The organism is Virgibacillus dakarensis, assembly GCF_900155625.1.
GTDB lineage: Bacteria > Bacillota > Bacilli > Bacillales > Amphibacillaceae > Lentibacillus_C > Lentibacillus_C populi.
This window is the reverse complement of record NZ_LT732554.1, coordinates 329,938-352,199: the sequence shown is the minus strand read 5'-3', so window position 1 is coordinate 352,199 and position 22,262 is coordinate 329,938. Positions and strand designations below refer to the sequence as shown.

The following is a 22,262-nucleotide window of genomic DNA, read 5'->3' as shown; positions in this document are numbered from 1 at the left end:
TTCGTACTATTAAGGAGAAACCGGTTGAACATGGTTTGCTTCTTACTATAATTCGAGTATTATTGGAAAGGAAAGATTTAAGGGAAGGGGGATTACTTTGAATCTGAATAAATTGTTTCATGGCAATTCGTTCATTAAATGGAAAAAACCAATGAACTGGATTGGCTACATCATTCTTATTGTTATATTACTTGCCGTGATTGGTTTATCCTCCGTTAAAATATTGACGGATTACATATGGATGGATTCGCTTGGATTTGAGCAAGTATTTACAACGACTTTAGGAAGCAAAATAGTACTTGGTGCAATTGGATTTGTCCTATTTGCGGCTGGTACTTTTATCACATTGTACTGGATTTTGCAGTCATACTTACGTCATTTTGATCGTCATCAATTGCCCAAAATTTTGTTGACGCGAAAATGGATAATGCTTATCATGCTTGGTATTTCCATTTTTATTGGTTTATTTGGGAGTATGCTCACACAAGGATTTGGCTGGGAAAGAGCGTTGAAGCTAATCCACTATGCCTCTTTTGAACAAACGGATCCATATTTTAATCTGGATGTTTCGTTTTACATGTTTATATTGCCGTTTTTAAAATTTGTTGTCTCGCTACTATTGTCATTAACCATCTTTTTCTTGTTGATTGAAATCGGTGCGTACTCGGTATTCCACATGTACCGATTAAGCCGTTTCGCGCAATTGCACCTTGGGATAACACTTGCTGTAATTGGATTGTTATTAGCCGGGAATCATTTGCTGGCACCTTATGAGACCCTTTTAACTAGTAAGGTGAACCTTTTTCAGGACAGCGTAATTCATGGATTAAGTTACACCGATAAAGTTATTAACATCCCTAAGGCCTACGTGCTTGCATTTGCTGCAGTGGCCGGCTCCGTTTGGATGATTATCGCTTTAATACGCGGAAAATTGCGGTCGATGGTAACTCCTGCAGCCGTCTATATTGCGCTTTTGCTTGTAGGCCAGGGAGCTTCCGCTGTCGTACAGAATTTTATCGTTTCGCCAAATGAATTTGCCAAAGAAGGTCCTTATTTGAAACATAATTTGACATTAACGAGGGCTGCATATGACCTCGATAAGGTTAAAGAAAAGGAACACCCGGGAAATTATTCGCTTAGTGAAGCCATGATTGACCGGAATAAACAAACTATTGATAACATCCGGATGAACGATGCGAGACCGCTTTTGGAAGTATATAACCAATTACAGACGTTTCGAACGTACTATAAATTTAATGATGTTGACATTGATCGCTATCAGATAGATGGGGATTATGAACAGGTTTTTCTTGGATCGAGGGAACTTAGCACAGAGGATCTTCCGGATCAGGCAAAAACGTGGGTGAACCGTTATTTGCGCTATACGCATGGATATGGAGTTGCAATGAGCCACGTGAACCAGGTTACCGAACAGGGGCAGCCGGAATATATGATGAAGAATCTCCCCCCGGAGGGTGTGTTGGATATTAAACGTCCACAAATCTACTTTGGGGAGGAATCCTATCAAAATGTAATTGTGAACAGTAAAGTTGATGAATTTGATTATCCTTCAGGGGATGAAAATGAGGAAACCCGGTTTGAGGCTGACAGTGGAATTCCGCTGAAGGGCATTAAACGACTATTGTTTGCGCTGAATGAAGGTTCTTTCCGGATGTTCGTATCGGATCAAATCACGGATGAAAGTCAATTACTTGACACAAGAAATATTATGGATCGCATTAAACGGATTGCGCCGTTCTTCTCCTATGACAAGGATCCGTATATTGTCGTTCGGGACGATGGAACGCTTGTCTGGATCGTTGATGCTTATTTGACAGCGGAACGTTATCCATACGCCGAGCCTTATCAGGGCGATTCGAATTATATACGAAACCCGGTAAAGGTGAGTGTTGATGCATATACTGGTGAAGTGAAATTTTATGTCGTTCAGCCAGATGATCCATTGATGCAAACGTATCAAAATATCTTCCCGCAGTTATTTACGACAGACATACCAGAAGACATTCAGGCACATTTCCGGTACCCTGAGAAGCTATTCAAGGTTCAAGCTTCCATGTACGGAACCTATCATATGAAAAATTTGGAGGTATTTTATAATCGGGAGGATTTTTGGCAGTTCCCAACGGAGAAATATTTTAATGAAGATATCGAAATGGAACCGTATTATATGACAATGAAGCTGCAGGAGGAAGATCAGGAAGAGTTTATTTTAATGATGCCATACACTCCGAAAAAGCGGCAAAATATGATTGCCTGGATGGGAGTTCGTAATGACGGTGACCATTACGGAGAGTTGTTTGTCTACCGCTTTCCCAAGCAGAAGAATATTTACGGTCCACAGCAAATTGAAAATCGGATCAATCAGGACAGTGATATTTCCAAGCAATTGAATTTATGGTCGCAGGGTGGATCCGATGTTATTCGCGGCAATTTGCTTGCAGTTCCAATTGAAGATACGCTCTTGTATGTGGAGCCGATTTATATTGAATCGTCCAATGCCACGTCACTTCCAGAAGTCAAGCGGGTTGTTTTGGCTTATGGTGACAAGATCGTGATGGAAAAAGACTTTAAAACAGCACTTGATAGTATGCTGGATTTAATTGATCCTAAGCGCCAAAAAGATGGTAAGCAGGATGATAAAAGTGATGCCAATAAACAAGAGGAGCCTGCACAGCCACTTACAAAAGCAGATGAACAATTGCAGGAGTTTGCCGATCTATTTGATGCTTATCAGAAAGCATTATCAGATGGAAATTGGGAGGAAGCCGGAAAACTTATGACTGAAATGGAGTCTAAGCTGAAGGAATATAAGTAATCGTAGAAGATAGATTTCGGAAAGCAAAGTCAGGGGAATCGGCAAACGGCCGGTTCCCCTGACTTTAGATGTGCTTGGTATGTGACGGAGAAGTTCCGTAAAACGATCGAGCCCCGCGGGAAATTGGAAAGGTGCCGTTAAATTCATAGGCTAAGCTGTCAGCTAATATTTTATTCGGTGGTAGTTATACAAATCTCCTATTCAATGCCCCCGAATTTGTTAAACGCCCCATGCATAACAGGACCAACGTACTCGTTCAGCTTCCATCCGTGTGCAATTGCTGCTGCAACAAAATCTTTGGCAGCGGCAACGGATTCTTCTACTGATTTTCCATTGGCGAGATTAGCTGTAATGGCAGCGGCAAACGAACAACCTGCCCCATGATTATAGGTTGTGGAAATTTTCTTCTCTTCAAGCAGAGTAAATTCCTTGCCATCATAAAAAAGGTCAATAGCTTTTTCATGATCCAGTGCTTTTCCACCTTTGATGACAACTGTTTTGGCACCAAGTTCATGTATTTTTACTGCAGCATCTTTCATGCCGTCAATTGTTTTAATTCGCCCCGTTTGCGCGAGCTGTCCAGCCTCAAACAAATTTGGTGTTGTGATGGTTGCGCGGGGAAGCAGTAATTCACGCATTGCATCGGTATTTTCCGGCTGCAGTACTTCGTCTTCACCTTTACAGACCATTACGGGGTCAATGACAACTTTATCCAAGTTGAATTCATCTATTTTCCGTGCACCAAGTTCGATGATTTCTACTGAGCCAAGCATACCGGTTTTCATAGCATCGATTTTTACAGATAGGATGGTGTTCAATTGTTTTTCTACGACATCGACATCAATTGGGTATACATCATGACTCCAGCCATTATGCGGATCCATCGTTACAATAGATGTAAGGGCGTTCATGCCGTATACTCCAAGCTCCTGGAAGGTTTTTAAATCTGCTTGAATGCCAGCCCCGCCGCTTGAATCAGAACCAGCAAGTGTAAGTGTTTTTTTCATTGCCATATAAATTCCCCCCTATTATTTAATATAAATAGGATATAACAAATTCCCTGTAAATTAAAGAATTATTGTTTACAGTTCTTGTCGGGTATTATAGTGAGGGGAACTTATAAGTTGAATTACAATATATTGCATTTCTCTGTAAAGTCTAGTAATATATAAACCACTAATATATTGCATATACGTGCAGTAGATCCAGAAGCACAAACACAACTTAGAGGGGCAGATTGTATTGAAAACTAAACTATCATTCTCATCTTATTTCGTAGTCGGGGTCATGTTGTTTGCATTATTTTTTGGTGCGGGAAACCTTATTTTCCCAGCACAGCTCGGACAAAATGCTGGAACGAATATATGGCCGGCAGTAATTGGTTTTTTGATTACTGGGGTTGGACTACCGTTACTTGGAATTTTAGCAATGGGTTTTTCGGGAAGCCGGAATTTGCAGGAGCTGGCAACCAGGGTTAATCCAGTCTACGCAATCTTTTTTACTTCCCTGCTTTATTTGACGATAGGTCCATTCTTCGCGGCACCACGGACAGGTACGGTTGCTTACGAGGTTGGCATTGCGCCATTTGTAGGGGAAGGATTTCAGCAAGGCGGTTTGTTACTATTTACCTTATTGTTTTTTGCTGTTACCCTTTGGTTTTCATTAAATCCCGCAAAACTGGTTGATAATATCGGTAAAATATTAGCACCAGGAATTGTTATTCTGTTGGGAATTCTGTTATTCATGGTCATTACCCGACCAATGGGGGCTATTCAGTCACCGCAGGAGGCATACAATGAAGGGGCATTTATACAAGGCTTCCTGGAAGGATATAATACGATGGATGCACTTGCTTCCCTGGTATTCGGTATCATCGTTATCAACGCGATTCGTGCAATGGGTATTTCATCAAATCGTGGAATACTTCATGCAACAGCAAAGTCGGGACTTGTTGCAATTGCATTACTAGGTGTTATTTATGTTGGAATTGCTTATTTAGGAGCTACGAGTACAGAAGCCTTTGGGATTTTTACGACCGGGGGACCGGTTCTAAGCAGTGCAGCATCGTATTACTTTGGAACATTGGGCTCTATTCTGCTGGCAGTTGTGATTATATTAGCCTGTTTGACAACGAGCATCGGACTGACAACGGCTTGTGCGGAATATTTTCACACGTTATTTCCAAAATTCAGCTATAAAATGTTTGTTGTATTATTTGCGACATTAACATTTGTGATCGCAAACTTTGGACTTGCCAACATTATTACTTATTCGGTTCCGGTTTTAATGTTTCTCTATCCACTGGCAATCGTCCTAATGCTTTTAACATTTTTGTCACCGCTGTTTAATCATTCACGTGTTGTCTATGTTTCTGCAACAGTTGTTACGTTTATAATTAGTATTTTTGATGGATTGAAATCGCTTTGTGATTCACTCGGGATAGATTATTTTGGATGGATGACACCGATTGTTTCCTTCTATGAGCGGGCGCTGCCAATGTACAATCAAGGACTTGGATGGCTGCTTCCAGCTCTGGCAGTCATAGTGATTACGGGTGCTATGATTCGTATCCAACGATTATCTACAGCAAATGCATAAAGTGAAACTTCATTTGGTGGGGGTTTCCTTACCTCCCCCACCAAATGTTAGTTGAACAGAATCGGACCTTTATGGGCAGTTAATCCCCCACTTACTTTTCATTGCTACATTCGAAAATTGATGTGGGGGTTTTACTGCCCGTTAAGGCGGGATAAAAATGGCCGGTCCTCTTTTTTGATAAATAGAGGGTCGGCTTATATATTTAATCAGAATTTTTAAAGTAAAACTCATCAATCGCCCGAAGCCAATTTTCCTTCATAATTTTAGCTGCTTTTTCACTATCACGTTCTTTCATGAGTTTTATAATTGCCGCATGTTCATCGATTGATTTCTCCGTTAAGACAATTGAATTGTGAAAGAATAGTCTCCTGACATGGGCCTGCAGTGATGCAACGATCGAGCTAATATACTGGTTATTTGCAGTATCAACAATGATTTGATGAAATTCCTCATCAATTTTTAGTGCAGAATAATAATTTTCCGAACGGATAGCTTCGGCAAAACGCTCATTTGTTGTTTCAAGTAATGCAGTAATTTTATCCGTTAGCTGAGCAATGGCCAATTCAGCGGATAATGCTTGTAACGCGGCTAAGGGTGGAAGAAGCTCATTGATCGATTTTTTTCTGACTTCTGTTACTTGTGTTGCCTTTCCCGGGTACATTTTAACAAAGCCATTTACTTCAAGCAGCTGTAGAGATTCACGGATTGGTGTTCTGCTGACACCTAGTGCTTCGGCAAGTTCAGTGTCGTTCAATTTTTCTCCTGGCTGCAGTGTCCCATCTATAATCCATTGTTGAAGCTGGCTGAAGGCATTTTCTTTTGCTGATTTGCGGACTGGTTTGGTAAGATCGGAGGGTATCGGCATATCAATTCATCCTTATTAAATAAATTTTTAGGTGGGCCACCTATATTATACATGAAAAACAATTGTATGGGAATATGCAATATATCAGAATACACTACTACCTTTAGAAAATGGCAGCTTGGGAAACGCGATTAATTGACAGCAATAAAAGGATGTGATATTAAAATAATAGAGCTTAGCACTCGTATAGTCAGAGTGCTAAAATGGTTATATAAACAATTGAAAGGGAGAAGCGGCATGGTAAAAAAAGAGTTTAAAGCAGAATCTAAGCGGCTGTTGGAATTGATGATTAACTCGATTTATTCGCAGCGTGAAGTATTTTTACGAGAGCTGATTTCGAACGCTAGTGATGCGATTGATAAAATTTATTATCAAGCATTAACGGATGACAATTTAAGTTTTAATAAAGAAAATTACTATATAAGAGTGGAAGCAGATAAAGAAAATAGAACACTGAAGGTTATCGATACCGGAATTGGTATGACCAAAGAAGAACTGGAAAATAATTTAGGTACCATTGCCAAGAGTGGTTCGTTGGCTTTTAAAGATGCAAATGAATTAAAGGATGGCTATGACATTATTGGCCAGTTTGGTGTCGGATTTTATGCCGCCTTTATGGTAGCGGACGTTGTTACGGTGGAAAGTAAGGCATACGGTAGTGATGAGGCATATAAATGGGAATCCAAAGGCATCGACGGCTATACGATTACGCCAGTTGAAAAGGATCAGTTAGGTACAACGATTACTTTAAAAATAAAAGAGAATACCGATGATGAAAACTATGATGAGTTTCTGGAAGAATATCGTTTAAAAGCAATTATCAAAAAATATTCCGATTTTATTCGTTATCCGATCAAAATGGATGTAACGGAAAGCAAGCTGAAAGAAGGCAGTGAAGACGAATATGAGGACCATATTGAGGAACAAACAATTAATAGTATGGTTCCAATCTGGAAGAAGAACAAAAATGAGCTGACCGAGGAAGATTATGAGAACTTTTATCAGGAAAAACGGTATGGATTTGATAAACCGTTAAAGCATATTCATCTTAATATTGATGGAACAGTACGGTATAACGCTATTTTGTATATCCCGGAAAATAGACCTTACGATTATTATTCACAGGATTATGAAAAAGGGCTGGAGCTATACTCTAATGGTGTTTTAATTATGGAAAAATGTGCCGATCTCATCCCGGATCACTTCAGCTTTGTAAAAGGAATGGTAGATTCTGAGGATTTATCGTTAAACATCTCGAGGGAAATGCTGCAGCATGACAGGCAGTTGAAATTAATTGCGAAAAATATTACTAAAAAGGTTAAAAATCAGCTGCTAAGTTTGCAAAGGGATGACCGGGAAAAGTATGAAAAATTCTATGAATCCTTTGGCAGACAGCTGAAATTCGGTGTATACAATAACTTTGGCCAAAACAAAGAAACATTGCAGGATTTACTGATGTTTTATTCTTCCAAAGAAAAGAAAATGGTAACGTTGGACGAGTACGTTTCCAGAATGCCGGAAGAACAAAAGTATATCTATTATGCTGCAGGGGAATCGAATGAACGGATTGAAAAGCTGCCACAGACTGAAATGGTAAAAGATAAAGGCTTTGAAATCTTATATTTCACCGAGGAAGTCGATGAATTTGCGATTAAAATGTTGATGAACTATAAAGAAAAAGAATTTAAATCGATATCTAGTGGCGATTTAGGTATTGATGAGGATGAAACGGAAGAAAGCAGCGAAAAAGCAGAGAAGGACAATAAAGAGTTATTTGCAGCGATGAAAACTATTTTAGCCGATAACGTAAAGGAAGTAAGGGCATCCAAACGGTTAAAATCACATCCTGTATGTCTAGCTGCTGATGGGGAAATATCGCTGGAAATGGAAAAGGTAATCAATGCCATGCCGGATAACCAGCAAATCAAGGCTGATAAGGTGCTGGAAATCAACGTAAATCATGAGGTGTTCCAATCGTTAAAAGATGCGTTTGCAGCAGATAATGGCAAATTGGATCTATACACTAAACTATTGTTTAACCAAGCACTACTGATTGAGGGAATGCCAATTAACGATCCGGTTGAATTTACGAACGACATTTGTAAAGTAATGGTTTCTTAATTCCTGACTAGAAGAAGATCAATGCGATCACTGCGTTGATCTTCTTTTTTTACATAAACTTGGACGGGTGCAGAATGGACTTCATTGATTGCCTGCCATTTGCCCAAGCGGCCCATTTTCATTGATTATATCCTGGATGCTGTAAACGGAGATTGGAAACATTGGAAAGCCGACATAATACGGTGTGATTTCGTATGGCTGAAAATAAAGAACAAGGGCTTTGTCAGCAATGTAATAGTCCTGGTCAGGTTCTATTCCTTTAAACGTATCCAAGAGATCCAGATTCCGTTCCTGAATTTGCTTTTGGACAATCTCTGACAGTACGTCCACATAATCACTGCCAGGCTTAAACAAGTCTTTTAGATTAAAGTTTTTGCCAGTTTGCGTATCGAAGGTTAGTGACTTCATGATAGTTAACCCGTGTGCGTAATGATAAGCGATTGCATAATTTGTGGAGGAGAGGCTAAGTACATTTCTTTCGTTCGTTTTGATTTCATAATTACCGATCATCTCAGTAAATGAATCCGCACCTTGCTTCTGGTATTGCAGATTAATCAATGTTTGTACCTGTTGAACGATTTCCTGGTTAATTTGTTGCTGTACCTCGGGGTTTTGTAAACCAAATAGTTGTGGGTAATGGATGGTGGTACCTTGTTGTTGATAAAGCATTGTTCGGATTGAAACAGGTAAAGGCTGATTAGCCATTTCACATCATTCCTTTTATGAAGGTTATGATGTATCTTATTCACGGTCTAGGATAATGTCCATATTTTAAATGATGTGATGATGCTATCGGCATAGTCAAAGTAAAAACCAGGGATCGCTATCCCTGGTTTTTACAAAGAGACTGTTTTTTAAGGGGGTAGGAAAGTATAAAATTCCAGGTCTATTCAGCTTGCACCCGGGGTAGGCCACGTCCGGCTCCAGCGCCTTAGTTCAATCAATAAGGATCAGCGTCATGACCTTTTTCAACAGCTTGCTGTGGAGCTTTTTCGCTATCTTTATTACCAATTGGATTTTTGCTTGATCCGTCTTTTGCGGCAGTTGCTAAACCTTCACGTAAACGACGGCCGTATTCTTCATCTGCTTCTTCTGCTAGTGCAATCATTTTATCCTGGATTCGCTTGTCACATTGGGAAAGGTCACCTACCAGATTGGAAATGAGTTCGTCCCTTTCCCATTCCTCAAAGTTGCGATAGGTCTCTCCCGCCTGTTTCGTATTACTCTGGCGGTCAATTGATTCTCGGACAAGGTTTCCTTCTACTTTTGGTGTATATTCTTTGCCAATTTGCTCAGCTTCTTTTAAACCACCCAAAATCGAAGGCTCGTAGTTAATGTGCGGGTTTCCTTTAGGATGTTCAGCCTGATAACGCATTTGGCCGCCTTCCTGGTTTGTTGCGACACGTTTTTTGGCAGCGTTGATCGGCAGCTGCAAGTAGTTGGAGCCAACGCGATAACGTTGTGTATCAGAATAAGAAAATGTTCTGCCTTGCAGCATTTTGTCATCAGAGAAATCCAGTCCGTCAACAAGAACCCCTGTGCCAAATGCTGCTTGCTCTACTTCGGTGAAAAAATTTTCCGGATTCTTATTTAGCACCATTCGCCCAACTGGAAGCCATGGGAAGTGATCTGCCGGCCATAGTTTGGTGTCATCAAGCGGGTCAAAATCCAGTTCCGGGTGTTCATCATCACTCATGATCTGCACAAACAATTCCCATTCGGGATAGTCCCCTTTTTCAATTGCCTCATATAAATCTTGTGTGGCATGACTGAAGTTAGTTGCCTGGATCTCATTTGCTTCTTTCACCGTCAAATTTTTAATGCCTTGCTTCGGTTCCCAATGATATTTGACAAGAACCGCTTCACCGTCTTTATTTACCCATTTGTACGTATTCACTCCAGACCCTTGCATCATTCGGTAATTTGCTGGAATACCCCATGGGGAGTAGACAAATGTCACCATATGAAAGGATTCCGGTGAATTCGAGCAGAAATCGAAAAACTGTTCACTGTCTGGAACATTAGAAACGGGATCTGGCCTAAAGGCATGAATCATGTCAGGGAATTTCATTGCGTCACGAATAAAGAAGATTTTTAAATTGTTGCCAACTAAATCCCAGTTCCCATCCTCTGTGTAAAATTTGACCGCAAATCCGCGTGGGTCTCTGACTGTTTCCGGGGAATGTCTGCCATGTATTACCGTTGAGAAACGTACGAAGACAGGAGTTTGTTTTCCTTTTTCCTGAAAAACCTTTGCCCGTGTATATTTTGCAACTGGTTCATCCCCAACAGTTCCATATGTTTCGAAATAACCATGAGCACCGGCTCCGCGAGCATGGACAACTCGTTCAGGAACGGGTTCCCTGTCGAAATGGCTGATTTTTTCAATGAAATCATAATTCTCTAATGTAGCAGGCCCTCGTTTGCCAACCGTCCTGACATTTTGATTGTTCGTAACTGGATGTCCCTGTCTGTTCGTTAACGTATCTTTGTTCTCGATGTTCGTCTGATGGTTATCATGATTTGGCTGATCTTTCATTATGTTCATCTCGCTTTCTGTTACTATTTTTCCAATACTAATATCCACCCATATACTACCCAAAAGGCGGTGAATCATTCTTATTTTTGCTCTGATGTAGTAAAAAAGCGGAACATCAACAAGAAATTAGAGGAATTCCCGCTTATTAAAAAGAAAAAATCACTGATCAAACACAAAAAGCCGCTGATCAAGCGGACTTGACTAGCCAAACGGAAATATCAACTGAATAGTGAGGTTAGTCGGTCAATACAAAGACGGGTGATTTCCTTTTTAAGGCTATTCGCGACGCCCTTTCCTGCTTCAACCGCGCAAAACAGTTCGCCTTGAATACCTTGGTCAAGGAAAAACGTTCGGGCCAGAATAGGCGGGAAAAATCGATCCATTTAGACATCAAGGAAAAATTTCAATTGGACGATTATTACGCCAACAGTGCTATTCAAGCTGCCAAGGCCCAATTAAAAAGTCTGGACGAGCTGAAAAAAATCTATATCGAAAATAAGTCAGCACAAATCCGTTCTATCAAACGGAAGCTAAAACAGGAACGCTCCAGATTAACCACCTTAATGCTGTTGCCTTAGTGATTGGCGGATTTATTGGATATAACAAGCGGGATATCGAAGGATCATAGGGACAGTCATAAAATGAATGATCGCCTGCACATATTCGTGCAGGCGATCATTCATTTACCCTCTCATTCTTTCCAATAACTCGCTCTTATCCTTTAATTTTAGTTTTCCCAGAAGATTACGGAGTGGATCCCGGGCAATTAAATAAACCCCTACCGAAATAAATACGGAGGCCATGCCGAAAAGAAATCCAGCAAGCACATCTGTTGGATAATGAACCCCAAGGTAAATACGGGTTACCATGATGAACAAAATCCATGCCAATGTTATAAAAGCTATAATAAATTTTGTCCATCCTTTTTTCACGGCAAGGAACAGCAGCAAACCGATTAAACCATAAAAGATAGTCGTTGCGGTCGCATGTCCACTTGGAAAGCTTTCATTTGTCTTTGTAATAAGCTGCAGATATTCAGGACGATCCCGATCAACCAGATGTTTAAGAAGTTTAACTGCAATAGCTGCACAGACGAGAATTGTCCCGCCTAACCAAAGACCTTCCGCATACTTTCGCTTGAAAAAGAGTACAATAACGAGGATGATGGTCAATGCAATGACAAGCCTGATATTTCCTAACTCGGTTATTTTCATAATAAAGGATGTTTTTCCGTTAGATACGTAGGATTGGAAATGGTCAATCCAAGTTAAATCAAAGGTATGAACCCAGCTGCTATCAACATACACACCCCAGCTAATAACGCCGAATAATAACAAAAACACGATTCCCGTCAGGATAAATGGATACGCAGTTAGTTCTTTTATTTTCAACATGTTGCCCTTCTTTCTTAATCTATGAAAATAGCTACCATTTTATATTATCAGTTTTTGTTTGGAAAACAATCGACAAAATGAATTCCAACAATTTTGATAATGGAAATGCTATAATATTTATTGTAGCTTACCTAAATATGTTTCGATAGGAGTATCAGAAAAATGGGTAGTCATGTGACAGTATTAAATTTTGACCAGACGTACCGTAAGCAGGCATTTCTTCAAACAGAAAATTGTCAGTGGCTTGACCTTGAAGGGATACCAGGTACTAATTTGTTTTGTGAAAAAGATGGTTTATTTCTGATTGAACAGAAACTCAAGCAGAGCGGTATAAATCAGATGACATTTTTGGGAAGCGGAAATTACCATTATGTTTCCTTCCTGTTATTATCAGTGATACAAAAGCCTTTTACATTAGTTTTATTCGATCATCATACGGACATGTTTCCAAGTCCGAATGAATCTTTAATTTCATGCGGATCATGGGTGCGCGAATCAGTAAAAAAACTCCCCTTGCTTGAGAAGGTCATCCTTATTGGTGTAAAGGAGGACTGGAAGCAGCAAATACCGTCTGCTATGGTGGAAAAAGTAGCGGTATATTCGGAACAATCCCTTCATACCAGCGAATCCACTATTTTAAAATCTATCATGGATGAAATACCTACAGATTCCGTTTATATAAGCGTTGATAAGGATGTTCTTGACTCAAGAGATGCGGTAACAGCTTGGGATCACGGGACATTGAGACTGCAACCGCTTATTGGAATGGTGAAAGAAATTATTCGGGAAAAGGCGTTTTGTGGTATTGACATTTGTGGTGAATATCCAATTACCCCAGCTAATGAATATCATCAACAAACAATCGAGGCAGTAAACAAAAATGAATATGCGAATCGTGTTATTTGGGAATGCTTAAAGCAAACTTGCATGTAAGTATTGGATATCAGCAAGTTTTAAAAATTTTTATCACACTACCTTGCATTAAACAGTACTATATGATAAATTAACGTTTGACAGATACTGTTCATAGCAAGGTAGTGAAGATTGTTAAGATGAGGTGACAATAGTGAATGTACAATTTAAGAAGGGTATTTTGGAAATTTGTGTCCTTGTATTATTAGAGAAACAGGATTGCTACGGCTACGAATTGGTACAAAGGATCTCAGATAAAATTGAAATTGCCGAAGGTTCCATGTACCCGCTGCTACGGAGATTAACAAAAGAAGGTTATTTTACAACCTACTTGCAAGAATCTTCTGAGGGGCCATCGCGTAAATATTATAAGCTCACAGATAAAGGAAAGGATTATCTTCATGAACAAATGCAGGAGTGGAAGGAATTTTCCAATGCTGTCAATCAATTAATCGAAGAAGGTGTGCAAAACAATGACTGAAAAGCAATTTATGGATCAATTAAATGCTTCTTTAAAAAAGCTTTCAACAGAAGAAAAGCAAGATATTTTGCAGGATTATCAAGAGCATTTTGCTATTGGCAAAGCAGAGGGGAAAACGGAAGAGCAAATTGCCGATGCGCTTGGCTCGCCAAATAAAATAGCCAGAGAACTGCTTGCAATGTATCACTTGGAAAAGGCGGAGACGAATGTAACCGCCGGAAATATGTTTCGCGCGGTTTGGGCAGGAATCGGACTAGGATTTTTCAATCTAATTATCGTACTTGGGCCTTTTATTGCTTTGCTGGCAGTTGTTGCTGCCGGTTGGGTGATTGGATTAGCCTTTAGTTTATCACCGCTTCTTGTTTTAATAAATGTTGTTATTTATCCCGGATCATTTGTGCTTTTTGACTTATTTGCCTCGATAGCGCTATGCGGATTAGGGCTACTGATTACAATTGGCATGTATCATCTGACAAACATACTAACGCGTGGATTTATCCGCTATCTGAAACTGAATACCTCCCTCGTGAAAGGTGGTTTAACTAATGATTAACATGAAAGGTTTATCTATTATTGGTGTCCTGCTTTTGGCTGTTGGAATTATAGGGGTCGTCCTAACCTATCATTCCGCTTTTCAAAAGGAATCTATTTCAGAAAAGAAAATGATAGCGGATGACCAATTTAAGACGATCGATATCCAAACAGACAATTCTACAGTAGAATTCATTGCTACCGACGATTCGGAGCCAAGAGCAGAATTGACGGGAAAACGGCTTAAAAACGGTACAGAAAAATTCACAGTTGATGTAACCAACCATATACTTTCCATAAAGTTAGCTGATGAACAACGCGAACTTTTTAGCTTTGATTTCTTTTCACCATCCTTAACGCTAAAGGTATATGTACCGGAAAAACAATATCATTCGCTAATTGTGTCGAATGATAACGGGAAAATTTTTGTAAATCATGTAAATGCCGATGAAATAAATGCTGTGACATCAAACGGCCGGCTGGAATTTAACGAAATCACTGGCTCCAAGCTAAATGCAAAAACAAGTAATGGACGAATTAAGCTGACAGGACTCGAGGTTAAAGAAGTGGATGTCCACTCCGATAATGGAACAGTGGAATTAAAGCAAGCTGCGGCATCGATTATTCGTTCAGAAACCGATAATGGAAAAATTACGATGGACGATGTAAACGGTGAAATTGTGGGTAAAACAAATAATGGACGTATTTCACTTTCCATCCATGATCTGAATCAGCCGCTCGAATTAGAATCGAATAATGGGAGGATCAATGTTGCGGCGGAAAAAGCTCCTCAAAATGCAACGTTTATTGTGAAAACGGGTAATGGTAAAGTGAATATATTAAATAAATACGATGGCAGCACAATAATTGGCAATGGGGATAACGTCATAAAGTTGACTACTGATAATGGGAGTATTACAGTTGTGAGTGATAAATAGGAACGATCACCGATTAGAAACCAAAGGATGACATGAAATGACTGAATATGAACGAAAGGTATATGAAGAGATTCAAGCCTGGGAAAGAAAAATAGTAAAGCAATCGGGTCTGTTTAACCGGCTGTCAAAAAAAGCGCAGACAAAGTTAAATGGGATGATACCGGAAAAGGTTCATCGTGTGATAACGGAGAGTATCAAAAACATGGTCAAAGCAACGCTGTTTGGTTCTAACCTGATTCAAAACAAAGGACAATCAGCAGGGATGGGCTTGCAGGAACGTGATGTACTTCTTCAGGAAAAGTTAGCCACCTATCGAAAGACCGCTGTTGTTGAGGGAGCCGGAACTGGTGCTGGTGGTATTTTTCTTGGGATTGCCGATTTTCCGCTTTTATTATCGATAAAAATGAAGTTTTTGTTCGATGCCGCTGCTGTATACGGATTTGATGCGAATAAATATGAAGAACGCTTGTTTATCCTGCACGTGTTTCAGCTTGCTTTCTCAAATGACGAGAAACGAAGAGAAACGCTTCATATATTGAAAAATTGGGAGATAGAAAAGGAAAAGCTCGTCGATATGGATTGGCGAGCATTTCAGCAAGAATACCGGGATTATATTGATCTGGTAAAAATGCTTCAGCTCGTCCCGGGATTCGGAGCGATTGTAGGAGCCTATGCAAACTATAATCTTCTCGACCAATTGGGGGAAACGGCGATGAATATATACCGAATGCGAATTTTAGCAACAAAGCCCCGGGACTATTAGGAAAACATTGCAGCTCCTATTGGATTTGCAATAGGAGCTGCTTATTCCTTGATCCTCAATCCCAGTAATCTGGCAAATCCAATTGCTTGATCCGCTGATACTATGCATCCTTCCAAATCATTTATCGTGATATTCAACCGTTCAAATTTACAGGTGCTCAAATCAATTCCGTTTAATGGGGCATTCGCAAACGTCGCCTCATTTAAATGACATTGCTGGAATTGAATATTTTTTAACGCACATTCGTAAAAGTCACTTGCATCCATAGAGCATTCCTGAAATAGTACTTGTTTTAATCTGGCAAATCGAAATGAACTTAAATTGGCGTGACACGTAGTAAACATGACATTTCCTAACGTCGCTTCAGAAAGATCAATACCGAGCATTTTTGATTCTCTAAACTCTACCCGATGGATAATTCCGCCACTGAAGTCCGCATTAGAAAGGTCGCAGTGCGTAAAAATGACGTCGGTTAATTCAATGTCCCGAAATACCACTTCTTCAAATAAGACATTTTTAAATATAACCTGGTCAAAGGCCAAGCGATTCATTTCTTCCCCGGTAATGGAGCAATCTTTTATGGTAATTCCCTTGAAAAAAGGATCGTCGCTAATTGAAAAAGTTTCTTCAGGTAGTTCATGGGGGAGTTTTGGTTGTTGTAATGTATATTTTTTTGTCATCCGCATTGCACTTCCCATCATTTTATTTACTACTATCATTGCATATCAATGCATAAACTGCAAAACGGCTTGTTGCCAAAACATATAGAAAGGAACACGTTCAACTATTTATGAATATTCTAGATTGATCTTTATTTTTAACGGTAGTGTAAAAAGTTCTATGAAAACAACCTCAAAATAAAACTTCCAAATTTTTGAGAGGAGAAAAACTACCGCCATCGCTCTTGACAAACACGACAATGGTTTACATGTGAGGTGTCAAGGGCGAAGGGAACAAAAGAAGGCATGACAAATAAGCCCTTGACTTTTACCATTTTAAACCATTGTCCAGTTCGGTTTGTCAAGAGTTCGCTACGCCGATGGCTAGTTCGTCGGGCTCAGCTAAACAAAAGCTAGGCCGATTGCTGCTCTATCAAGAAGTCCTGAGCCATGGAGATTAGCTTTGTCCATCTTTCCGGCATATTTGGCATTTTTTCAAGTTCCGGGATGATGACAGGAACACTGTATTCAAGTGATGCGTGCGGGCGTAAGAAGTTAAAATACGCCACAAACAACGTCACGTAGGAAACAGATCCTTCCTGGGAACCAAACCCAGTTGTAGCCCTGTAGTTGCCTTTAAACGAGCGATTCAACCGTTCAATGATTTGTTTCAAGGGACGGTATTCCTTGGAAACAGGGTCGTCGTTGGTAAGCCCAATTACCTTATGTATATCGAAGTGAATGCCATGTTGTGCAAAGTAATGCTGGGCTAGAATATAGATTGGGTTGCCGTCAACGACAAACATTAAGTCATCAGGAATTGTCTTGAACTTTTGCAGGACTTCATCCAATGCCTTGATTGCGGATTGTGTATCACGATTTGGTGAAACCGGATAAGACAGGATAATTTTCTTCACCGCATCAAAGAAAAAGAATAAATAATGCCAACGTCCTTTCACGCGGATATAGGTTTCATCACCACAGAAGCTGTTAGATAGTTCATACGGATAGTGATCAACATATGGCTTTGTGATGAGTGCGACACTGTTCATGTAATTCAATATCGTCTGGTGCGAGATTTTAATTTGATGAACATCGTACATCAGTGCAGCTGTTTTTCGGGCAGAGAGACCATAGTTCACATGATACGTTAAAATAAGTCCTAATGTATGTGGTGAAGCATAGATCCGTGAAAGATCCACTTTAGGATTCACTGGTGATTCCTTGGATAAAGGTTTGAAATCAAAGTAAAATTCACGAAAGATATACCGAACCTTAAACGCCTGTGGATCTTGTTTAAAACGTTCTTTTTCTTCTTCGGTCATCTGGTTCAGCTTCTTTTGGTAAAAGGAACAATTATTGTTTTTACACTTGAAAACGTAGAAATCCTTACGTTCTTTGATTCTTTCTAGTGTTTTCAAGCAGTGAGGGCATTTGATAATAGCCTCTTTCAAAAAGCGATTCTGTTTATTAAACAGACAACCACACACTTTACATTGGTATTGCCCTTTGTCACCGTTGTTGGCATATAAATACGAAGCAGGGGCCGAACACTTTGGGCATGTTAACGTCGCTGGCACCTTAACCACACTATTTTTACGGCGAGCGACAGGTTTTAATACTTTACCATGTTTAGCTTGGTATTTCAGGATAAGTTCTTGAAAATCGAGTTTTTCCAGGGTTTCGATGACAGGCATTTCATCGACTTCCAATTTTCTGTAAGGCTTATTAACAGGCTCATCAAATTGAGCTTTAGCGACCGATTTACCTAAAATAATTCCTAAGAGCCCAAAAATAATCTTTTCTTGGTACTTGATATATTGAAGCAAATAGGCTATAAATTGAGGTAACAACTTGTCACTTCCTTTTTGGGTGTTTATGGGTGTGTGGTTACCTCATTAATACCCTAAATTTAAGGGGGTGGCAAGTTTTTTTGTATAAAAACGCATGAAATCGGGAAAGACAATAGTTTTTACTAAGAAACATTTGACAATACGTTTTTAACTAAGGGGGGTGTCTCTGTTGGCGATAAAACCACCGATACTGCAAAGTGGTGATACGATCGGTATTGTTACGCTCGGAAGCCCGTTACCTGCCAGCGTAATAAACAGTAGAATTGAAACGGTGAGGAGCCTTGGGTTTCAGGTTGTGTTAGGTGACTATGTCTATGCGGAAGATGGCTTTCTTGCAGGTACGGATCAAGAACGTGCTTCTGACTTGATGAATATGTTTGCCGATGACCAAGTGAAAATGATCTTGCCTTCAAGAGGTGGTGTTGGTGTCGCAGGGATACTTCCTTATCTTGATTTCACTTTTATCCAAAACCACCCAAAAATTCTAACCGGCTACAGTGACATTACCGTTTTACAAAATGTCCTGGCCCAGTATGCAAATTTAATTACATTCCAAAGTCTGTTGCTGATTGATTTTACCATGAACACGCCAGCTTATAATTATAATCAGTTTTTTTCTGCAACATCAGTATTAAGCGCACAAAGACAAATACAAAATCCTCCTGGAATCCCGCAAATAAGCAGAGTCCCGGGCAATGTGACCGGATCTATTGTTGGAGGCAACCTCACATCATTTGTAGGTACGCTTGGAACCCCTTACGAAATTGATACGAAAGGGAAAATCCTGCTGCTGGAAGAAACGCACGAGCCAATTAACATGGTTTACAGATATCTTAACCATCTTAAATTGGCAGGAAAATTTCAGGATTGCATTGGGATTGTACTTGGAGAATGTACGGAATGCCCGGTTGCTTACGGAACCTCCTATGAAGATCTGATTAATGATTTCCTTGTGCCACTTGGTAAACCATTGATGACCAATGTTACGACTGCACATGGCACGTATAAAGCGGCAATTCCAATTGGTGCAACCGTTAAACTGGATACGGTGAATAATACGTTGACAGTAATGGAGCCTGTGATTAGTTTGACTTAGTAGCTGTAACGCAGGTTAAAAAATATACTTTCAGAGTTTTTATGCTTATTTAGGTTTTTGGTAAAACATGATAAACTAAGCTTTGTTATCATACCGGTAAAGCTACCTATCCATTAGCATAATAAAACTGAGGTGATCTTTTGGAAAAATGGGATCTATACGATTATGACCGTAATAAGATTGGAAAGACACATACACGAGGTGAGCCACTGCCTGAAGGATGCTATCATATCGTTGTTCATGTATGGATTCAAAATGATCGGGGGAAACTCCTGCTATCAAAGCGGCATCCGAACAAGCATTATGGAAACCTGTGGGAGTGTACAGGGGGCTCCGTATTGACCGGGGAAACCAGCTTGGAAGGTGCTTTAAGAGAGACAAAAGAAGAACTGGGCATTGAGCTGAATCCAGAAAGTGGACAACTTCTTTTTAGCGAAGTGAGAAGCAATCACCATTCCGACAACTGGCTGTTTATCTCCAACGCTAAGCTTAATGATCTGGAATTTCAACCTGACGAAGTAATCGATGCTAAATGGGTAAGCAAAGATACATATGAAAAGATGATCCAAAAAGGGGAAATCGTTCCTACTCTGCAAAATTTTTTTAGTTTGTTGTCACGAAGCTAAAAGGAGGGTTAACCCTCCTTTTAGTGCAATTCCATTGTAACCAGAAAAACATCCTCATAGTCGGTAGCCTGCTGAATATCTTGCTCAGTTTCAATGCTTTGATAGGTAGTTATTCCATTTTTATCAGAATATACAGTAGAAGCAACGATTTTCTTCTTGTCTATAACAAGAGGCGCTGGTAATCCAGTTGGACCAGAGGCGTAAGACGTTGTTTCAATAGGAATAGCCTCTGATGTAAATGTTGATTGTTCGGCCGTATCTACCCCATTCGACATAATCGAGGAAGTCCATTGTACATGTTGATCGTCTATTTGCTGTGGAATGAATATGATACGAACGGGATCTTGCCCTTTTGATGGATCAATCGCCGTATTGAAGTCCAGTACGTGCCGATTAAATGTGCCATTCGTATAATAATCAACTGTACTATGTATTTCCTGAAGATCATCGTTATTTACTTCCAGGTCAAATGCGAATGCACCACCACTCATCAGATCAAGCAGGCCATTTTCAAATTCGGTTAAGTCAGCATCATTAAGCTGTGCATCCCCTTTTAGATCATTGCCACATGCGTTTAGGACAAAAACTAAACTTAACATAACCATTAAGCTAAATCGTTTCATGTATTCAGCCCCTTATAAAAAAGTATAAATATCTCAAACAAAAAAGAAAATTATAGCCTGCTGTTCATTTAGATAGCAGGCTGCGTTGATTAAACCAATTTGCCAAATTGTACTTTCCTATTCAATGCATGCATAATTGGAATTCCGATTGCCATCACAACAATTTCTCCTGCAGCAGTTGTCAGCCAGGTGAGCAGGAATGGGAAATCCAAAGCTACGTACAATTCAAAGGCAATGATAAACATATTAAATGTGAATACAAGTGTATTAACAATCATAAGAGCTAAATGGTTTTTAATGAATTTACCAAGCCAGATGGTAATTCCTAATGATAATGCTGAATGGGCCACACCAAACACCAAATCAAATACTCCTGTCGGGGAAAAGATGTTTGTTAACAGGACACCTGTAACAATCCCGGCAAAATACTTTTTATTAAAGACAACCAGGTGATTGAACACCTCCGGGATACGAAACTGCACATTCGAAAAGGCGAGCGGCGGAAAGATTAGTAATACTAATGAGACCGCAACATAAAGCGCCGCAATCACCGCATTTATTACCAGCGTTTTTAATTTCATCTTAGTCACTCCTTAGTTTTTTATCGTGGGATGGTTGCGAACCACGTGTTTGATACGGTTATCAAACCATTTCATTATAAATCTTTTTAAGAAAAAAGCAATAGTAATAATTAGTACCAGATCATAATACTATGTGTTAAAATAAGTTTAAAAGCGTTATTCCTGAGTCGATATTGTACGTGATAGCAGGGATAAGCTCTTACAGAAGAGGGGGATCGTTATGTATTATTTTGCAGCCTATGTTTTAAAAATAGTATTAAGCATTTTTGGCAGAATAAAAATTTATCATAAGGAAAATTTACCACAGTCTGGAGGGTATGTTATAGCTTGCACACATACAGGCTGGGTAGATATATTGTGGCTAGGAGTATCCGTATTGCCAACGAAAATTCATTATATGGCGAAAAAGGAGTTATTCCAAGCTGGTTTGTTAAATTGGTTGATGAGAAAGTTAAATGCCTTTCCCGTGGATCGGGAAAATCCCGGTCCGAGCTCCATTAAAATCCCGCGTAGATTACTGGCGGAAGGGGAAGTTGTCGGTATATTTCCAAGTGGTACGAGAACAAGTGATGAAGTGCCTTTGAAAAGAGGGGCAGTAACCATTGCGAGTCATTCAAAGGTTCCAATTGTACCTGTTGCTTATGTCGGTCCAAATAACTTTAAAGATTTGTTCAAGCGTAAAAAGCCAAGTATTATCTTCGGAGAGCCAATCTTTTTAGATACAGGGCTACCTAAAAAAGTTGCTTCTGAAGCGATGATGCATCAGCTGAATGATGAATTGAACAAATTGAAACAGGGACTTTATGGGTCAAGATGAATATAACGCCCTGTCGCTTGAAACCATCT

Annotated in this window: 21 protein-coding genes and 1 riboswitch; of the genes, 12 read left to right on the top strand and 9 right to left on the bottom strand. The window is 39.7% G+C overall.

Translation table 11 applies throughout. The features are described 5' to 3' along the window. The first annotated feature begins 151 nt into the window (after positions 1-151). The gene (locus CZ382_RS11275) at positions 152-2,836 is read left to right on the top strand and encodes a UPF0182 family membrane protein (protein ID WP_088053448.1); all 2,685 of its coding nucleotides are present in this window, start codon (positions 152-154) and stop codon (positions 2,834-2,836) included. Positions 2,837-3,033: 197 nt separating this feature from the next. Here the strand turns inward: CZ382_RS11275 and pdxK are convergent, their stop codons facing one another. Next, complete coding sequence (pdxK, locus tag CZ382_RS11270) at positions 3,034-3,849, bottom strand: pyridoxine/pyridoxal/pyridoxamine kinase (protein WP_088051339.1); 816 nt, start codon at positions 3,847-3,849, stop codon at positions 3,034-3,036. A gap of 229 nt (positions 3,850-4,078) precedes the next feature. On the opposite strand from pdxK, the gene brnQ reads away from it, so the two are divergent. Continuing rightward, positions 4,079-5,434, top strand: coding sequence for a branched-chain amino acid transport system II carrier protein (brnQ, locus tag CZ382_RS11265; RefSeq protein WP_088051338.1), 1,356 nt, complete (start codon positions 4,079-4,081; stop codon positions 5,432-5,434). A 202-nt stretch (positions 5,435-5,636) separates the two neighbouring features. Here the strand turns inward: brnQ and CZ382_RS11260 are convergent, their stop codons facing one another. Beyond that, the gene (locus tag CZ382_RS11260) at positions 5,637-6,299 is read right to left on the bottom strand and encodes a GntR family transcriptional regulator (RefSeq protein ID WP_088051337.1); all 663 of its coding nucleotides are present in this window, start codon (positions 6,297-6,299) and stop codon (positions 5,637-5,639) included. 237 nt (positions 6,300-6,536) lie between these two features. On the opposite strand from CZ382_RS11260, the gene htpG reads away from it, so the two are divergent. Next, positions 6,537-8,420, top strand: coding sequence for a molecular chaperone HtpG (htpG, locus tag CZ382_RS11255; protein ID WP_088051336.1), 1,884 nt, complete (start codon positions 6,537-6,539; stop codon positions 8,418-8,420). Between the two features lie 81 nt (positions 8,421-8,501). Here the strand turns inward: htpG and CZ382_RS11250 are convergent, their stop codons facing one another. Together CZ382_RS11250 and CZ382_RS11245 are read right to left on the bottom strand one after the other, a co-directional pair. After that, positions 8,502-9,125, bottom strand: a complete 624-nt coding sequence (locus CZ382_RS11250) for a DUF3298 and DUF4163 domain-containing protein (RefSeq protein ID WP_088051335.1) — start codon at positions 9,123-9,125, stop codon at positions 8,502-8,504. A 235-nt stretch (positions 9,126-9,360) separates the two neighbouring features. Then, positions 9,361-10,959 (bottom strand): catalase, encoded by a 1,599-nt coding sequence (locus CZ382_RS11245; protein WP_088053447.1) that lies wholly within the window; start codon positions 10,957-10,959, stop codon positions 9,361-9,363. A 407-nt stretch (positions 10,960-11,366) separates the two neighbouring features. Here CZ382_RS11245 and CZ382_RS23740 point away from each other — a divergent pair, with 407 nt between their 5' ends. Beyond that, positions 11,367-11,537, top strand: coding sequence for a hypothetical protein (locus CZ382_RS23740; protein WP_155555031.1), 171 nt, complete (start codon positions 11,367-11,369; stop codon positions 11,535-11,537). A 105-nt stretch (positions 11,538-11,642) separates the two neighbouring features. On the opposite strand, the gene CZ382_RS11235 is transcribed toward CZ382_RS23740, so the two are convergent. Then, positions 11,643-12,353 carry a phosphatase PAP2 family protein gene (locus CZ382_RS11235; RefSeq protein ID WP_088051333.1) on the bottom strand — a complete coding sequence of 237 codons (711 nt, stop codon included), beginning with the start codon at positions 12,351-12,353 and terminating at the stop codon, positions 11,643-11,645. A 162-nt stretch (positions 12,354-12,515) separates the two neighbouring features. On the opposite strand from CZ382_RS11235, the gene CZ382_RS11230 reads away from it, so the two are divergent. From CZ382_RS11230 to CZ382_RS11210, 5 genes are all read left to right on the top strand, one after another. Continuing rightward, entirely contained in the window at positions 12,516-13,286 is a 771-nt protein-coding gene (locus CZ382_RS11230; RefSeq protein ID WP_088051332.1) for an arginase family protein, read from the top strand. Between the two features lie 133 nt (positions 13,287-13,419). After that, the gene (locus CZ382_RS11225) at positions 13,420-13,746 is read left to right on the top strand and encodes a PadR family transcriptional regulator (protein ID WP_088051331.1); all 327 of its coding nucleotides are present in this window, start codon (positions 13,420-13,422) and stop codon (positions 13,744-13,746) included. After that, positions 13,739-14,299 (top strand): HAAS signaling domain-containing protein, encoded by a 561-nt coding sequence (locus CZ382_RS11220; protein WP_088051330.1) that lies wholly within the window; start codon positions 13,739-13,741, stop codon positions 14,297-14,299. The genes CZ382_RS11225 and CZ382_RS11220 overlap by 8 nt, the downstream gene beginning before the upstream one ends. After that, positions 14,292-15,215, top strand: coding sequence for a DUF4097 family beta strand repeat-containing protein (locus CZ382_RS11215; RefSeq protein ID WP_088051329.1), 924 nt, complete (start codon positions 14,292-14,294; stop codon positions 15,213-15,215). Before CZ382_RS11220 ends, CZ382_RS11215 begins: the two co-directional genes overlap by 8 nt. A 37-nt stretch (positions 15,216-15,252) precedes the next feature. Beyond that, a complete protein-coding gene (locus CZ382_RS11210) occupies positions 15,253-15,978 on the top strand; it encodes an EcsC family protein (RefSeq protein ID WP_088051328.1) in 726 nt (241 codons plus the stop codon). A gap of 41 nt (positions 15,979-16,019) precedes the next feature. Here CZ382_RS11210 and CZ382_RS11205 read toward each other — a convergent pair whose 3' ends face one another. Together CZ382_RS11205 and CZ382_RS11200 are read right to left on the bottom strand one after the other, a co-directional pair. Beyond that, on the bottom strand, positions 16,020-16,658 hold the full coding sequence (locus CZ382_RS11205; protein WP_088051327.1) for a pentapeptide repeat-containing protein: 639 nt from the start codon (positions 16,656-16,658) through the stop codon (positions 16,020-16,022). Between the two features lie 392 nt (positions 16,659-17,050). Continuing rightward, positions 17,051-18,490: a DDE-type integrase/transposase/recombinase gene (locus tag CZ382_RS11200; RefSeq protein ID WP_088049299.1), complete on the bottom strand. Its 1,440-nt coding sequence runs from the start codon at positions 18,488-18,490 to the stop codon at positions 17,051-17,053. 169 nt (positions 18,491-18,659) lie between these two features. Between CZ382_RS11200 and CZ382_RS11195 the strand changes: the two genes are divergently transcribed. Continuing rightward, positions 18,660-19,586: a S66 peptidase family protein gene (locus CZ382_RS11195; RefSeq protein WP_088051326.1), complete on the top strand. Its 927-nt coding sequence runs from the start codon at positions 18,660-18,662 to the stop codon at positions 19,584-19,586. Positions 19,587-19,726: 140 nt separating this feature from the next. Then, entirely contained in the window at positions 19,727-20,212 is a 486-nt protein-coding gene (locus CZ382_RS11190; RefSeq protein WP_088051325.1) for an NUDIX hydrolase, read from the top strand. A gap of 20 nt (positions 20,213-20,232) precedes the next feature. On the opposite strand, the gene CZ382_RS11185 is transcribed toward CZ382_RS11190, so the two are convergent. Continuing rightward, a complete protein-coding gene (locus tag CZ382_RS11185; protein ID WP_088051324.1) occupies positions 20,233-20,835 on the bottom strand; it encodes a hypothetical protein in 603 nt (200 codons plus the stop codon). Positions 20,836-20,924: 89 nt separating this feature from the next. Beyond that, positions 20,925-21,416, bottom strand: a complete 492-nt coding sequence (locus CZ382_RS11180) for a QueT transporter family protein (RefSeq protein WP_088051323.1) — start codon at positions 21,414-21,416, stop codon at positions 20,925-20,927. 6 nt (positions 21,417-21,422) lie between these two features. Next, a riboswitch (PreQ1 riboswitch) is annotated at positions 21,423-21,467 on the bottom strand. A gap of 169 nt (positions 21,468-21,636) precedes the next feature. Here CZ382_RS11180 and CZ382_RS11175 point away from each other — a divergent pair. Beyond that, positions 21,637-22,233, top strand: a complete 597-nt coding sequence (locus CZ382_RS11175) for a lysophospholipid acyltransferase family protein (RefSeq protein ID WP_088051322.1) — start codon at positions 21,637-21,639, stop codon at positions 22,231-22,233. The last annotated feature ends 29 nt before the right edge of the window (positions 22,234-22,262 follow it).

What these genes read in the sequence shown, in the direction of transcription:
- CZ382_RS11275 (WP_088053448.1), top strand. Translation starts at nt 152, where the DNA reads ATGAACTGGATTGGCTACATCATTCTTATTGTTATATTACTTGCCGTG.
- pdxK (WP_088051339.1), bottom strand. Translation starts at nt 3,849, where the DNA reads ATGGCAATGAAAAAAACACTTACACTTGCTGGTTCTGATTCAAGCGGC.
- CZ382_RS11260 (WP_088051337.1), bottom strand. Translation starts at nt 6,299, where the DNA reads ATGCCGATACCCTCCGATCTTACCAAACCAGTCCGCAAATCAGCAAAA.
- htpG (WP_088051336.1), top strand. Translation starts at nt 6,537, where the DNA reads ATGGTAAAAAAAGAGTTTAAAGCAGAATCTAAGCGGCTGTTGGAATTG.
- CZ382_RS11250 (WP_088051335.1), bottom strand. Translation starts at nt 9,125, where the DNA reads ATGGCTAATCAGCCTTTACCTGTTTCAATCCGAACAATGCTTTATCAA.
- CZ382_RS11245 (WP_088053447.1), bottom strand. Translation starts at nt 10,959, where the DNA reads ATGAAAGATCAGCCAAATCATGATAACCATCAGACGAACATCGAGAAC.
- CZ382_RS11235 (WP_088051333.1), bottom strand. Translation starts at nt 12,353, where the DNA reads ATGTTGAAAATAAAAGAACTAACTGCGTATCCATTTATCCTGACGGGA.
- CZ382_RS11230 (WP_088051332.1), top strand. Translation starts at nt 12,516, where the DNA reads ATGGGTAGTCATGTGACAGTATTAAATTTTGACCAGACGTACCGTAAG.
- CZ382_RS11220 (WP_088051330.1), top strand. Translation starts at nt 13,739, where the DNA reads ATGACTGAAAAGCAATTTATGGATCAATTAAATGCTTCTTTAAAAAAG.
- CZ382_RS11215 (WP_088051329.1), top strand. Translation starts at nt 14,292, where the DNA reads ATGATTAACATGAAAGGTTTATCTATTATTGGTGTCCTGCTTTTGGCT.
- CZ382_RS11210 (WP_088051328.1), top strand. Translation starts at nt 15,253, where the DNA reads ATGACTGAATATGAACGAAAGGTATATGAAGAGATTCAAGCCTGGGAA.
- CZ382_RS11205 (WP_088051327.1), bottom strand. Translation starts at nt 16,658, where the DNA reads ATGACAAAAAAATATACATTACAACAACCAAAACTCCCCCATGAACTA.
- CZ382_RS11185 (WP_088051324.1), bottom strand. Translation starts at nt 20,835, where the DNA reads ATGAAACGATTTAGCTTAATGGTTATGTTAAGTTTAGTTTTTGTCCTA.
- CZ382_RS11180 (WP_088051323.1), bottom strand. Translation starts at nt 21,416, where the DNA reads ATGAAATTAAAAACGCTGGTAATAAATGCGGTGATTGCGGCGCTTTAT.
- CZ382_RS11175 (WP_088051322.1), top strand. Translation starts at nt 21,637, where the DNA reads ATGTATTATTTTGCAGCCTATGTTTTAAAAATAGTATTAAGCATTTTT.